This window comes from Paenibacillus sp. SJS-P3, from assembly GCF_056711585.1.
This window is the reverse complement of sequence record NZ_CM160043.1, coordinates 3,656,142-3,669,034: the sequence shown is the minus strand read 5'-3', so window position 1 is coordinate 3,669,034 and position 12,893 is coordinate 3,656,142. Positions and strand designations below refer to the sequence as shown.

10 protein-coding genes are annotated in these 12,893 nt (G+C 57.9%); 8 read left to right on the top strand and 2 right to left on the bottom strand.

What is annotated here, in order from left to right; genetic code table 11:
• Positions 1-32 precede the first annotated feature (32 nt).
• Positions 33-656: an FMN-dependent NADH-azoreductase gene (locus AC06G8_RS16930; RefSeq protein WP_480283362.1), complete on the bottom strand. Its 624-nt coding sequence runs from the start codon at positions 654-656 to the stop codon at positions 33-35.
• Between the two features lie 229 nt (positions 657-885).
• Between AC06G8_RS16930 and AC06G8_RS16925 the strand changes: the two genes are divergently transcribed.
• Positions 886-1,050 (top strand): hypothetical protein, encoded by a 165-nt coding sequence (locus tag AC06G8_RS16925; RefSeq protein WP_447663805.1) that lies wholly within the window; start codon positions 886-888, stop codon positions 1,048-1,050.
• 102 nt (positions 1,051-1,152) lie between these two features.
• Here the strand turns inward: AC06G8_RS16925 and AC06G8_RS16920 are convergent, their stop codons facing one another.
• Complete coding sequence (locus AC06G8_RS16920) at positions 1,153-2,586, bottom strand: SpoVR family protein (RefSeq protein WP_447663804.1); 1,434 nt, start codon at positions 2,584-2,586, stop codon at positions 1,153-1,155.
• Between the two features lie 526 nt (positions 2,587-3,112).
• Here AC06G8_RS16920 and helD point away from each other — a divergent pair.
• The 7 genes from helD (at position 3,113) to AC06G8_RS16885 (ending at position 12,855) form a co-directional block, all read left to right on the top strand.
• The gene (gene helD, locus AC06G8_RS16915) at positions 3,113-5,587 is read left to right on the top strand and encodes an RNA polymerase recycling motor HelD (protein ID WP_480283361.1); all 2,475 of its coding nucleotides are present in this window, start codon (positions 3,113-3,115) and stop codon (positions 5,585-5,587) included.
• Between the two features lie 472 nt (positions 5,588-6,059).
• Positions 6,060-7,877, top strand: coding sequence for an APC family permease (locus tag AC06G8_RS16910; protein WP_447663801.1), 1,818 nt, complete (start codon positions 6,060-6,062; stop codon positions 7,875-7,877).
• A gap of 121 nt (positions 7,878-7,998) precedes the next feature.
• Positions 7,999-8,880 (top strand): VOC family protein, encoded by an 882-nt coding sequence (locus AC06G8_RS16905; protein ID WP_480283360.1) that lies wholly within the window; start codon positions 7,999-8,001, stop codon positions 8,878-8,880.
• Positions 8,881-9,042: 162 nt separating this feature from the next.
• Positions 9,043-9,309, top strand: a complete 267-nt coding sequence (locus AC06G8_RS16900; RefSeq protein WP_480283359.1) for a DUF3886 domain-containing protein — start codon at positions 9,043-9,045, stop codon at positions 9,307-9,309.
• Between the two features lie 122 nt (positions 9,310-9,431).
• Complete coding sequence (locus tag AC06G8_RS16895) at positions 9,432-9,701, top strand: hypothetical protein (protein WP_480283358.1); 270 nt, start codon at positions 9,432-9,434, stop codon at positions 9,699-9,701.
• A 330-nt stretch (positions 9,702-10,031) separates the two neighbouring features.
• Positions 10,032-11,450: a family 43 glycosylhydrolase gene (locus AC06G8_RS16890; protein WP_480283357.1), complete on the top strand. Its 1,419-nt coding sequence runs from the start codon at positions 10,032-10,034 to the stop codon at positions 11,448-11,450.
• A gap of 121 nt (positions 11,451-11,571) precedes the next feature.
• Positions 11,572-12,855: an ABC transporter substrate-binding protein gene (locus AC06G8_RS16885; RefSeq protein ID WP_447663793.1), complete on the top strand. Its 1,284-nt coding sequence runs from the start codon at positions 11,572-11,574 to the stop codon at positions 12,853-12,855.
• The last annotated feature ends 38 nt before the right edge of the window (positions 12,856-12,893 follow it).

Here is a 12,893-nt window from a genome sequence, read left to right as displayed (position 1 = left end):
ATCCGGAAAGGGGCTTTTGCAACGAAGAACTCTTAGAAAGCGGCTGCTTCGGCTTTGACTTTGTCCAGACCTTCGCGTACGATGTCGGCAGCGCGGTCGCGGAATTGGTTGTGGCCTTCGATGACGATCTCCTCGGCTTGGATGCCGAACAGGGCGAATGCGCCTTTGAGAGGACGGATGGCCGATTCGAAGTCAGCCATAGGAGCTGTGGAGTACACGCCGCCGCGAGCCGTCAGCAGGGAGACCTTCTTGCCGGCTGCGAGGCCTATAGGACCTTCGGCTGTGTAACGGAAAGTCTTGCCTGCTTGCGCCAGGTAAGCCATATAGTTGACCAGCGGAGCCGGAGCCGAATAGTTCCAGAGAGGAACCGTGATGACGACTTTGTCGACTTCGAGGAATTGGTTGACATATTTTGTGACAAGCTCGACTGCGGCTTGCTCTTCAGGAGTCGTGTCCATGCCTTGTCCAGCCTTGAACATGCCGGTCATGGCCGTGTTGCCATAGAAAGGAAGCACTTCCTCGTACAGATCCAGCTCGATTACCGTGTCGTTCGGGTGAGCGGCTTTATAGGATTCGAGGAACGTATTGTACATTTGGACGCTGATCGCTTGATCAGCCGGGCGGTCGTTTGCTTTGACGAAAAGAATGGATGCCATGATGGAAACGTCTCTCCTTGTGTCTTTAAATTGTGTTTGCAATAGTGACAGTATACATCGATAACGAAAATAATGCAACTAAACAAAGTGAAGTGAATTCCTGCCTTTTTAGGTTTCCTTATCCGCTGCTGACGCATGCGAAGGGTTTTCTGGAAACCATGGTCATGTGATAAAATAGGCTTCAAATCCATTCCTTCCCACATGAACTCCACCACAAAGGAGAATCCGCATGGCATCCAAAGCGCTTGAAGTTCTCATCGCGATCATTTTGGGCTTCTTCACGGGCATCTTGCTCAGCGGAAACGGCATTCATGTTCGGGAAAGCGGAATCCACATCCTGCTGGGCTGCATCTTTTGGATGCTCACGTTCTCGTACATAAAGCGCCGCCCGTGACGGACGATTCCATCCGAAGCTGCTGCATCCTGCATCGATGCCGCATCAACAGCCGGCTCCATCAGGAGCCGGCTGTTTTTTCGATTGTCCTATGGGGTTTCTTCAAATGAACTTTCGGCTCGTCTTCTTCCCGTCGCAGCTGAAGACGATTTTCTTGTCTTCGACGACGGTCTCCAGATGCACGGACTTGCCCCAGAGGGTGACGACGTGAGGGAGCGTGCGCTCCACATACTTGAGATCCAGCTCCACGCCTTCGTAATGGTGGATCAGGTACAGCTCGCCGACGCGATTGAAATCGCCGTTATGCACCTCGATGACGGGAAATCCGCCATTGACGCGGGAGTAGACGAGCTGCTCGCGGATATTTTTCCACGCCTTGTCGGTGATTTTCCATTCGGGGCCTTTCTTCTCGAAAATGAACAGGTCGAGATCGTCGACAAGCTGCTTGGTCAGGTAATTGCGGAGAAAGGAGGTGTCGGAGTCCAGCTCCCGGACCTCGAAGATCTTCTCCCGGCCCCTTCCCGGCTTGTAGCCGAAGCGGCGCTGGTCTTCCTCCGTCGGCTGCTCCCAGCGCTTCTCGATATCCTCGAAAATTTTCAGCCCCAGGTAATAAGGGTTCAGGATGCCGCGGCCGGGCACGACGACGGAGGCGTTCAGCTTGGCGAACTCGATCGTCTCCTCGCTGTCCAGATCCATCTCGCGGATGATCCGCTGATGCCAGTAGGACGCCCAGCCTTCGTTCATGATCTTGGTTTCCATCTGCGGCCAGAAATAGAGCATTTCCTCGCGCAGCATGCTCATGATGTCCCGCTGCCAGTCGGCGAGGTGAGCCGAATGCTCCTCAATAAACCAGACGAGGTCCTTCTCGGGACGAAGGGGGAACTTCGGCGGCTCCGGCGGCCCCGCCTTTTCCTCCGACAAGACATTTTCCAGCCCCCACAGGTCGTCGTACTCTCCCGCTGTGCGCTCCTCCGCGTTCTCGGCTTCCCGGCGCAGGTATTCGTCGCGCTTCGACTTGTCGAGCTGGCGGGGCTTGATGAGCGTAGGATCGATATGCTCCTGGATCGCGAGCACGGAGTCGATGAAGCGCTCGACGGTCTCCGTTCCATAGAGCATCTCATACTGGCTGACCCGCTCGGCCGTCGCGGACATGCTCTCGACCATGTCGCGGTTCGTTCCGGAGAAGCGGGCATTGTTCTTGAAGAAGTCGCAATGGGCGAGTACATGGGCGACGATGAGCTTGTTCTGGATGAGCGAGTTTCCGTCGAGCAGGAAGGCGTAGCAGGGATTCGAGTTGATGACGAGCTCATATATTTTGCTGAGACCGAGGTCGTACTGCAGCTTCATTTTGTTGAACGTCTTCCCGAAGCTCCAATGGCTGAAGCGGGTCGGCATGCCGTAAGCGCCGAACGTATAGATGATGTCTGCCGGGCAGATTTCGTACCTCATCGGATAGAAGTCCAGGCCGAAGCCTGTGGCGATTTCCGTAATCTCGTCGATCGCCCGCTCCAGCTGGCGGATGTCGTCCTGAGTCATAAGCTCAATCCCTCCGTGCCGAGATAAGTAAGGTTCATACCCACTGTATGCGGCGGTGGACGGGACTATGAGCGGCGATATGGGGATTATGGAAAGCCCGCAAAAAAAAGTGACCCTCCGGCATAAAGCCGGGGGGCCCAAGGTGCTGCTATATTCAAAGGGGGGTCATGTGCTTATTATAAAACCGCTTTCTTAAAAAAAGCTGAAAACCACGTTTCAGTTGCATGACATTTCGTTACGATATGTTTGCCGGGGAGAAAGCAAAGATCATCTAATGGCTGCATACCTCCGCGGTTGTTTGGTGAACGGCCCTCGATTCGAGTCAGCCTTCAGCTCTGCCCAAACAATAACAAAAACCATATTGAACGCAAAAAAGCGCTATGATACAATCTATAGCGACGTTGAATTGGTGAAGTTATGGATGTAGACATTCTATTCCTAATCTAATTTTACATCTGGAACTCTGATTTGTCAATGCTCTTTTTTGCTCCAGAAAAAGGAAGACGAGGAGTGTGTTGAGGGAGAGATGGAAGCGAAGGATTGGAAGCAGGAACAGCAGCGGCTGGAAGGGGTCCGGAACAAGCTGCAGGCGAGAATAGACGAACTGGAACCGGAGGTCGCCGGACTGCGCGGTCAAGCTGCGGATATCCGCAAGCGGTTTTGGGAAGATGTGACGATCAACACGAGCACGGACGAAGACTTTGAAGAGACATTCCATACGATCAACCAGCAGTCCGCGGTATTGGCCGAACGGGAGCGCGGCCACAAGCTGTTGGCGCAGCAGTGGAAAAGCATGAAACGTCTGCTTCCGTCGCCGTATTTCGGACGCATCGATTTCAAGGAGGATGGGCTGGAACTCGCCGAGCAGATCTATATCGGCGTATCTTCCTTCGTCGACGAAGACGGCTTGAGCTTTCTGATCTATGACTGGCGGACGCCGATCGCGAGCCTATATTACGACCACTCCCCCGGTCCGGCTTCTTATGCAACGCCCGCCGGGCCCATCGATGGGACGATGGAGCTGAAGAGGCAGTTTCAAATTCAAGACGGGCACATCCGCAACATGTTCGACGCGAGCGAGACGATCGGAGACGAGCTGCTGCAGCAGGTGCTCGGCAAAGGCGCGAACCCGCAAATGAAGAGCATCGTGGCCACGATCCAGAAGGAACAAAATGCGATCATCCGCAATGACAAAAGCCGGATGCTTATCGTCCAGGGGGCGGCCGGCAGCGGCAAAACTTCCGCGGCCTTGCAGCGGGTGGCGTACCTGCTCTACAAGCATCGCCAGACGATCAAAGCCGACCAGATCGTGCTGTTCTCTCCGAATCCGATGTTTGCCAGCTATATCTCCACGGTTCTTCCGGAGCTCGGTGAAGAGAATATGCAGCAGACGACTTTTCAGGAGTATCTCGACTATTGGCTAGGTCCATCGCTCCGCCCGGAGGATCCCTTTGACCAGATCGAATATATGCTGACCGCTCATGGAGCGCCGGGGCATGAGGCTCGTCTTCAGGGGATCGAATACAAAGCTTCCGAAGCTTTCCTGCAAGCTCTGCGGAGCTATGGGGCTTGGTTGGGAGAGCAAGGCATGCGATTCAACGGAATTCGCCTTCGTGACCGCGAGCTGATTGCCGCGGAGCGGATGGAAGCGGAATTTTACGGTTATGACCGTTCCCTGCCTTTGTACAATCGGGTCGTTTTGCTGCAGGAATGGCTTCTGAACGAGCTGGCTTCGCTGGAACGCAAGGAACGGAAAGCGCCTTGGGTCCAGGAGGAGTTGGATTATCTCGATTCCGATCAGTACGCGGAGGTCTTCGACATGCTTCATAAGGAAAGGGAGCTGTTCGACCTTGCGGAGCATTACGCCGCAGTCCGCGAGAAAATCATCAAGAAGCGCCGGGAGGATGAGAGCGACTTCGACTTCGCCCGGAAGGAGGAGGAGCTGCTCCGCCGCCGCATTGTGAAAGAACTGTTCAAGCCGCTGAGGAAAAGCGTGAGGAAATTCGCGTTTATCGATGTCGATGGCATCTACGGGCAATTGTTTGCCGACGAAGCCGCTTACCGGGAGCGGACAAACGGGGGCGCCATCCCACCGCTGTGGCCCGATATATGCAGGCAAACGAAGGAAGCGCTGCTCCGGAATGAGCTGCTCCACGAGGATGCGACGCCTTACTTGTATCTGAGAGAGCTGATCGAAGGGGTTCGGACGAACACGGAGATCCGGCATGTCTTCGTCGATGAGGGCCAGGACTATTCGATGTTTCAATATGAGTATCTGAAAAAGCTGTTTCCACGAGCCCGGATGACGGTGCTCGGCGATTTCGGGCAAGCGATCTTCGTTCAGGCGACAAGCTTGGACACATCCGATTCGCCTCTGCTCCGCCTTTTTGGAGAAGCCGACACGAGCCTTGTCCGTCTTGTGCGCAGCTATCGTTCAACGAGGGAGATTGTCGAATGGACGAAATCGATGCTTCCGGGCGGGGAAGAGATTGAATCGTTTGAAAGGGGAGGCCGCAAGCCCCTTCTGACGAGGCTGGACAGCGGGGAGAAGCGCGACGCGCGGCTGCTGGCTGACATCGCGGCGCTCAGGGCCGAGGGCTTTGATTCCATCGCTGTCATTACGAAGACGGCAGCCGAAAGCCGGGAAGCCCATGAATCGTTGCGCAATCTTGGAGGCGAGGCTCTCCAGCTCATTGCGAAGGACACGGCGGGTTTTGAAAAAGGAGTGATGGTCCTTCCCGTGTATCTCGCCAAGGGTGTCGAGTTCGATGCCGTTCTGGTCTATGAGGCCTCGTCCGGAGCCTACGGCCGGGACAGCGAACGTAAGCTTCTGTACACGGCATGCACGCGGGCGATGCACCGGCTTCATCTTTACTCGACGGGCGATTGGTCGCCGTTCGTGCAGGCGCTGCCTGCGGATTTGTACGAGATTGACGGATCGGTACCGAGGCAGCTGGAAGAAGGCGCAGCTTCCGACGCGGACATCCAGACCCGGCGATGATGGGGCAGGACCGAGCGGATCGGTACCGATGCGCTCGTATGCAATTAGCCTCGGCCTTAGCGGCCAAGGCTTTTTTTGTGCTGATTTTGCCCGTTCGTACAGAACGGCAGTCAGAACCTTCCCAGCATGCTTCACCATTGAACATCTTCCTCGACAGAAGCGCAGGGGACTATCGGTTCAGCTTGAAGGTTATAATTTCATCATCATCTCCATACGTTTCTTTGCACTCTCCATATGATTGCTTTATCTCGCGATGTTTTTTGTCTAAATGGTTCGGGATTAAAGCAACCGGGGTAATTTTGCTTGGAAGCCGAGGGCGAAGGGCAAGAGATTCCGTCCTTCAAGCAGCGTTCGCACCGGGAAGAAACCCGTTTACAGAAGTTGGCTTCGGGTGTACGATACATCATGTTTCTAAAAGAGGGCAAAGTAATCATTCACGCTGCGCATGATGCGCAAAGGAGCAAAAAGAATCATGGTCAACCGCATGAAACGCCTTCTGATCGGGCGCCCGATGAAGAGCCGAGAGCTCGAGGGCGAGAAGCTCACCAAATTGAAGGCGCTGGCCGTCCTGTCCTCGGACGCCTTGTCTTCCGTCGCCTACGGGACGGAGCAAATCCTGATCGCCCTAATGGTGGCCGGCTTCGCCGCCGTATGGTACTCCATTCCGATCTCGCTCGCCGTGCTCGGCCTTCTTCTCATCCTCATCCTGTCTTACCGCCAAACGATCTATGCCTACCCGATGGGGGGCGGGGCTTATGTCGTCGCCAAGGACAATATCGGCACGACGACCGGCCTGCTGGCCGGCGGCTCGCTTCTCATCGATTATATACTGACGGTAGCGGTCAGCGCTTCCGCGGGGACCGACGCCATCACGTCCGCCTTTCCTTCCCTGCATGACAGCCGGATTCTGATCTCGATCATCGTCATCGTCCTGCTGACGATCATGAACCTGAGGGGCACGACGGAATCGGCTTCGGTGCTTGCCGTGCCGATCTACCTGTTCGTCGTATCCATATTCGTGCTCATCATTTCCGGCGTGGTCAAATACGCCTTCGGCGGCGCCCACCCGGAAATCCCGGAGATCGGCGCGACGGTGAGCAACATCAGCCTGTTCCTGCTGCTGAAGGCGTTCAGCTCGGGCTGCTCCGCGCTCACGGGCGTGGAAGCCGTTTCCAACGCGATCCCGAACTTCAAGCAGCCGGCGGAGAAGAATGCCGCCTCTACCTTGATCATGATGGGCGTCATTCTCGGCTCGATGTTCCTCGGCATCAGCTTGCTGGCCTATTGGTACGGTATTACGCCGAAGGCGAGCGAGACGGTCGTATCGCAGATTGCCGCCGGCACGTTCGGACGGGGCATCCTGTACTACTTCATCCAGGGCGTTACGGCGCTGATCCTGTTCCTGGCCGCCAACACGGCCTACTCGGCCTTTCCGCTGCTGGCGTTCATGCTGGCCAAGGACAAATACATGCCGCATGCCTTCATGGTGCGCGGCGACCGGCTCGGCTTCTCGAACGGCATCATCTTCCTGGCGGTATTCTCGATCATCCTCGTCGTGGTGTTCGGCGGCGACACCGAGAACCTGATTCCGCTCTATGCTGTCGGCGTGTTCATCCCGTTCACGCTGTCGCAGCTCGGGATGATGATCCGCTGGCTCAGGCTGAAGCCGAAAGGCTGGATCGGCAAGCTCGCCATCAACACCGTCGGCATGCTGACGACGCTCGGCATTACGCTGATCTTCATCTTCACGAAGTTCGCGCATGTCTGGATGGTATTCGTATTCCTGCCCATCGTCATGCTGCTCTTCCATCGCATCCACAAGCACTACACGAAGGTGGCCGCCGAGCTGCGGATCAACCCGGAGGTCGACAAGCCGGTCATCAAGGGCAGCACGGTCGTCGTGCCGGTGGCGGGCATCACGCGAGTCGTCGCCAATTCGCTCGGTTATGCCAAGTCGCTCACCGACAACGTCGTAGCCGTCTATGTAGGCTTCAACGAAGAAGACATCGCTCGCATGGAGAAGAAATGGGAAGAATGGAACCCGGGCGTCCGCCTCATCACGCTCCGCTCCAGCTACCGGAGCATCACGAGGCCGATCCTCAAGTTCATCGATACCGTGGAATGGAAAACGGGCGAGCATGACCATATCACGATTCTCATTCCGCAGTTCATCACCAAGCACTGGTGGCAGCATATCCTGCACAACCAGACGGGGCTTCTGCTGCGGGCCTACCTGTTCAGCAACAAGGATATCGTCATCGCCACGGTGCCGTACCATCTGCGGCATTAGGCCTTGAAATGAATAGCAAAAGGAAAGCGGGCGAATCCTATTTGGACCGCCCGCTTGAATTTTATTGCCGCCGGCATTATACTTACTTTTAATAAGTAACTTATTCAAGGAGGCAATCAGGATGACTCAACCGCATCTCTCCATCCATCCCGGCGTCTCGATCGGTCTTGTGAAATTGAAGGTCAAAGAAATCGATCGTTCCGTCCGGTTTTATACCGATATCATCGGCTTTCAAGTTTTGCGCAGAGACGAGGAGGGCGTCTGGCTGACAGCCGGCGGTCCGGAGCCTTTGCTGCTGCTCGAGGAACGCCCGGATGCCGTGCCGGCAGCGGGACGCACCGCCGGCCTGTACCATTTCGCTATTCTCGTGCCGGACCGCTTGTCGCTCGGCCTTGTCCTGCGCCGTCTGGCGGAAGCAAGGCTGCCGGTCGGGCAAGGAGACCACTGGGTGAGCGAAGCCTTATACCTCGACGATCCCGACGGCAACGGCATCGAGATCTACCGCGACCGGCCGCGCAGCGATTGGAAGCATGACGCCGAAGGCCATGTCCTCATGGGGACCGATCCTGTCGACGTCGAGGGCTTGCTGCAGCTGGCCCAAGGACATGAATGGCAAGGGCTGCCGGCCGGAACGGTCATCGGCCACGTCCACTTCCATGTCTCCGATCTGCAAGCCGCTTACGACTTCTATTGCGGCCTGCTCGGCTTCGACCTGATCGCCGACGGCTGGCAGTCGATGGGCGCGCTTTTCGTCTCGGCGGGCGGCTACCATCATCATATCGGACTGAATATATGGGCGGGCAAAGGAGCTCCGCCTGCGCCCGAGCGCGGAACGGGGCTTGCCTATGCCACGATCCTCTATCCGGATGCCGAATCGCTGGCGACCGCCATGAGCAGGCTCCGCGACGGCGGAGCGGAGGTCAGGGACGTGCCGGAAGGCGGGGAAGTGACCGATCCTTCGGGAATCCGGCTGCGCCTGGCGAGCGCCGCGAAGCGGGCATGAGGCCGGGTTGATCGTCAAGCAAGGCGTGCTTGTCAAGGGGAGACGGGCGCTTCCAGCTCCCGATCCTTCCTATCAGAGACTTCCAGGCGGAGCTGTCCCCGGCTCCGCTTTTTTTGTGCTATAATTCGGCCATGACGCAAGTGGAAAGGGGAGGATCCGGAAATGGTGAAGAAAAAGCAGGCGCCTGCTCGGCGTCCCGAGCCGGGAGCGGAAGCCGCCAAGCCGGCGACGCTCAAGGATCTGCTGCCGGCGGATATGGTCCAGCGGCTGAAGTCGCAGGCCGACGGCATGAAGGCCGAGCAGGAGCGCGTCCGTGAAGAGGAGCGCCGCCGGGCGGAGGAAGCCCGCAAGGCCGAGCAGAAGCGCAACGAGAGCAGCATGGAGTATCTGCTCGACAACAGCAGCATGGACTGGAAGAAATTCAAGTAAGAAGGTCTCATCCGGTTTGGGGATGCGCTTGGGTGGTAATAAAGGAAGCGGACGGCGGTTCTGCAAGGCAGAGCCCGCCGCAGCCCGCGAATACCGCAACCCCAGCAGGAGGATCAACCGACATGATGACCGAAGCAAACCTATGCCATGAACGCGAAGCCTTCCAGCCAGCCCTCGTCGATCCTGCGGATCTGCAGGAGCAGCTGATGGAGCTTGACCATACATTATATGAAATGCGGTTCTATCTGAAGCGCAACCCCGAGGACGAGATGGCCGTCCTGCATCTGAATCAGTTCGAGCGCAAGCGCCGCCGTCTCGCTGCGGAGCTTGCCGAGGCTAAGGCAGCCTCCTCGTTCTCCCTCAAGGAAGAAGAGGATCTCCAGCCGGCTTGACACCGGTCTTGAAATGGAGACGTAATTGGCAGGCAAGCGGATTGTTTGGAGCCGGAAAGCATTAGGACCATTAATCGCCAAGCGGCAGTCAGGATTTCCTGGCTGCCGCTTTTTTGCATTCCTTGGTGTGCCTTTTTGCATTCCTTGGTGCGCCTATTTTCACTCCTTGGTGATGCCTTTTCTGCAATCCGCTCCCTTACGCGACCGATGCCGGCCCTTCTAGCCAAAGGACCACAACTCCAAAAGAAATGTCATGGGAGCGCTTCCGCAATCCCCATAAAATGGAGGCGCTGCGGCAGAAGCCGCAGACAGTCAAAGGAGGAATTCATCATGTTCAAAAGATGGTCCCTGCTTCTGCTTGCCTTCAGCTTGACCTTGGCCTTGGCGCTCTCGATGGGCAGCGGCAAGGCCGAGGCCGCTCCGGTCTCGACCTTCTTCAACGTCATCAAGCAGGACGGAGCCGATCCGTGGATGTACAAGCATACGGACGGTTATTACTACTACACGCAGACGACCGGCAACAACATCACGCTGTGGCGCTCCAAGACGATCAGCGGCATCGATGCCGGCGACAGCGCGGTCATCTGGACGCCGCCGGCGGGCACGATGTACAGCTCCAACATATGGGCGCCGGAGCTGCACTACCTCGACGGCAAGTGGTACGTCTATTTCGCCGCTGACAACGGCAGCAACGAGAACCATCGCATGTACGTGCTGGAGAACGCGAACGCGAATCCGCTCGCGGGAGGCTGGACGTTCAAGGGCAAGATCGCCGATCCGGCCGACCGCTGGGCGATCGACGGAACGGTGCTGACGGTCGGGGCGAGCCGCTATTTCATCTGGTCGGGCTGGGAAGGCACGGTCAACGACAAGCAGCATCTGTACATCGCCCAGATGAGCAATCCGTGGACGATCTCTTCCGCACGGACGAGGATCGCGACTCCTGCCTACGCATGGGAAACGAATACGACTCCGCAGGTCAACGAAGGCCCGCAAGTCATCGTCAGGGGAAGCACGATCAGCCTCGTCTACTCCGCCAGCGGCAGCTGGACGGACGGCTACTGCCTCGGCCTCGTCACGGCGGGCACATCCGCGAACCTGCTGAACGCTGCTTCCTGGACGAAAAAGAGCGTGCCGCTCTTCGCCAGCGCGAACGGCGTCTACGGTCCCGGCCATCACAGCTTCACCAAGTCGCCTGACGGCACCCAGGACTGGCTCGTCTATCACGCCGCCAGATGGCAAGGGTCCGGCTGGACCCGCAATGTCCGTACCCAGCCGTTCGGGTGGAATGCCGACAACACGCCGAATCTCGGCGCGCCGGTCAATCCCAACGCTCCGATCGCCAAGCCTGCCGGCGAGCCGGGCCGGGACCGCTACGAGGCGGAGAGCGCGCTGCTGTCGGGCGGAGCGGCCGTGGCGAGCGAAGGGAGCGCTTCGGGCGGCAAGAAGGTCGGCTATCTCGATACGACGAGCAGTTATGCCCAGTTCACCGTCTCTGCCCCGTCTGCCGGCTGGTACGTGCTGGCTGTCCGCAACGGCAACGGCACGAGCGGACAGCCTTGGGCGATCCACTCGCTGTCCGTCAACGGCGGCGCGGCGTCCAGCTTCTACGTGGCCTATTCCGGCTGGAACAACTGGGGCGCCTCGACGGCCAAGGTGTACCTGAACGCCGGCAACAATACGATCCGCTTCAGCGGCTCCAGCAATTACGCCGAGATCGACTGCATGGACATCTTTCCGGCAGGGTGACCTGTAAATATGTCCATTGTTCCTGTAGAAGCGGCATTTTTTCGCCGCATCCCTTCCCTTACGATAGAGCTATCAAAGCGCTTGCGCCTTGAACTACCAGGCAAAAGGGGATTAGAAACAGATGAAGACTCCGAAGTTCAAGAAAGCTTCGATCCTTGCCATGACGATGATGGTTCCGCTTCTTGCAACCGCTTGCTCCAGCAACGGCGGCGACAACGCGCCGGCCGGCGAAGGCCAGAAAAGCGGCAGCGGCAAAAAGACGGAAATTTTGTTCTGGTCGCCGTTCTCCGGCTCCGACGGCCCGTTCATGAAAAAGATCGTGGACAAATACAACAGCTCCCAGGACAGCTACAAGGTCAACTTCGTCATCCAGCCGAACGGCGAGTACTACAAGCAGCTGGACGTGGCGCTGAGCACCGGCAAGGAGCGTCCGGACCTGATGATCATGCACGTGGACAGCGTGCCGACCTACCAGAGCAAGGACCAGCTGCAGCCGGTCGATGAGCTTGCCGCTTCGGCCGGCATCAATCCGGCGGACTTCGCGGAAGCGCCGGTCAAGTACGCGACGATCGACAGCAAGCTGTACACGATTCCGCTGGACATCCACCCGCTCGTCATGTACTACAACAAGGATCTGTTCGAGAAGGCCGGCATTACCGCGCCTCCGACGAACCGCGCGGAATTCGACTCTGCGGTGGAGAAGCTGACCGACAAGTCGAAGGGCGTCTACGGCTACGTGGTGCCGAGCCTGTGGCCGCAGCAGTTCATCTTCCCGTCGCTCGTCTGGCAGAACGGCGGCGAGCTGTGGAACGGCAGCGACGTCGCCTACAACTCTCCGGAAGCGGTCGAGATGGTGCAGTGGCTGCGCGGCATGGTCGAGAAGGGAATCTCTCCGGGCAACGTGCAGCAGGACGGCGAGAACACGCTGTTCCTCCAGGGCAAAAACGCCATCCAGTTCAACGGCCCCTGGATGAAGTCCCAGTTCGACGAGGCCGGCCTCAACTACGGCGTCGCCGTCATTCCGCAGATCGGCAAAGCGAAGCAGGCGGTCTATGCCGGCTCCCACGGCTTCGTCGTGCCGAAGGCCGTGACGGACGCGGGCAAGATCGCCGGCATCGGCGACTTCCTGAAGTATGTCGCCGGCAACTCGCTCGACTGGGCCGAATCCGGCCAGGCGGTCGCCTCGCACAAGGTGCTTGAGAGCGCCGAGTTCAAGGCGATGGAATTCCAGAGCACGGTCGCCCAAAGCTTCCCGTCCGTTCAGTTCGCGCCGAATGTGCTGAATTGGGGCACGATCGTCGAGCCGCTGTGGGGCGAGCTGAGCAACGCGATCCTGGGCAAGAAATCTCCTCAGCAAGCGATGGACGATGCCGCGGCGAAGTCGCGCCAGGCAATCAAAAAATAACGGCTTTCCAAACGTTGGGGCGGAAGGGACGGGGAGCG

Excerpts from the sequence above, each read along its gene's own strand:
- AC06G8_RS16885 (WP_447663793.1), top strand. The coding sequence starts at position 11,572 with ATGAAGACTCCGAAGTTCAAGAAAGCTTCGATCCTTGCCATGACGATG.
- AC06G8_RS16910 (WP_447663801.1), top strand. The coding sequence starts at position 6,060 with ATGGTCAACCGCATGAAACGCCTTCTGATCGGGCGCCCGATGAAGAGC.
- AC06G8_RS16905 (WP_480283360.1), top strand. The coding sequence starts at position 7,999 with ATGACTCAACCGCATCTCTCCATCCATCCCGGCGTCTCGATCGGTCTT.
- AC06G8_RS16895 (WP_480283358.1), top strand. The coding sequence starts at position 9,432 with ATGATGACCGAAGCAAACCTATGCCATGAACGCGAAGCCTTCCAGCCA.
- AC06G8_RS16920 (WP_447663804.1), bottom strand. The coding sequence starts at position 2,586 with ATGACTCAGGACGACATCCGCCAGCTGGAGCGGGCGATCGACGAGATT.
- helD (WP_480283361.1), top strand. The coding sequence starts at position 3,113 with ATGGAAGCGAAGGATTGGAAGCAGGAACAGCAGCGGCTGGAAGGGGTC.
- AC06G8_RS16890 (WP_480283357.1), top strand. The coding sequence starts at position 10,032 with ATGTTCAAAAGATGGTCCCTGCTTCTGCTTGCCTTCAGCTTGACCTTG.
- AC06G8_RS16925 (WP_447663805.1), top strand. The coding sequence starts at position 886 with ATGGCATCCAAAGCGCTTGAAGTTCTCATCGCGATCATTTTGGGCTTC.
- AC06G8_RS16930 (WP_480283362.1), bottom strand. The coding sequence starts at position 656 with ATGGCATCCATTCTTTTCGTCAAAGCAAACGACCGCCCGGCTGATCAA.
- AC06G8_RS16900 (WP_480283359.1), top strand. The coding sequence starts at position 9,043 with ATGGTGAAGAAAAAGCAGGCGCCTGCTCGGCGTCCCGAGCCGGGAGCG.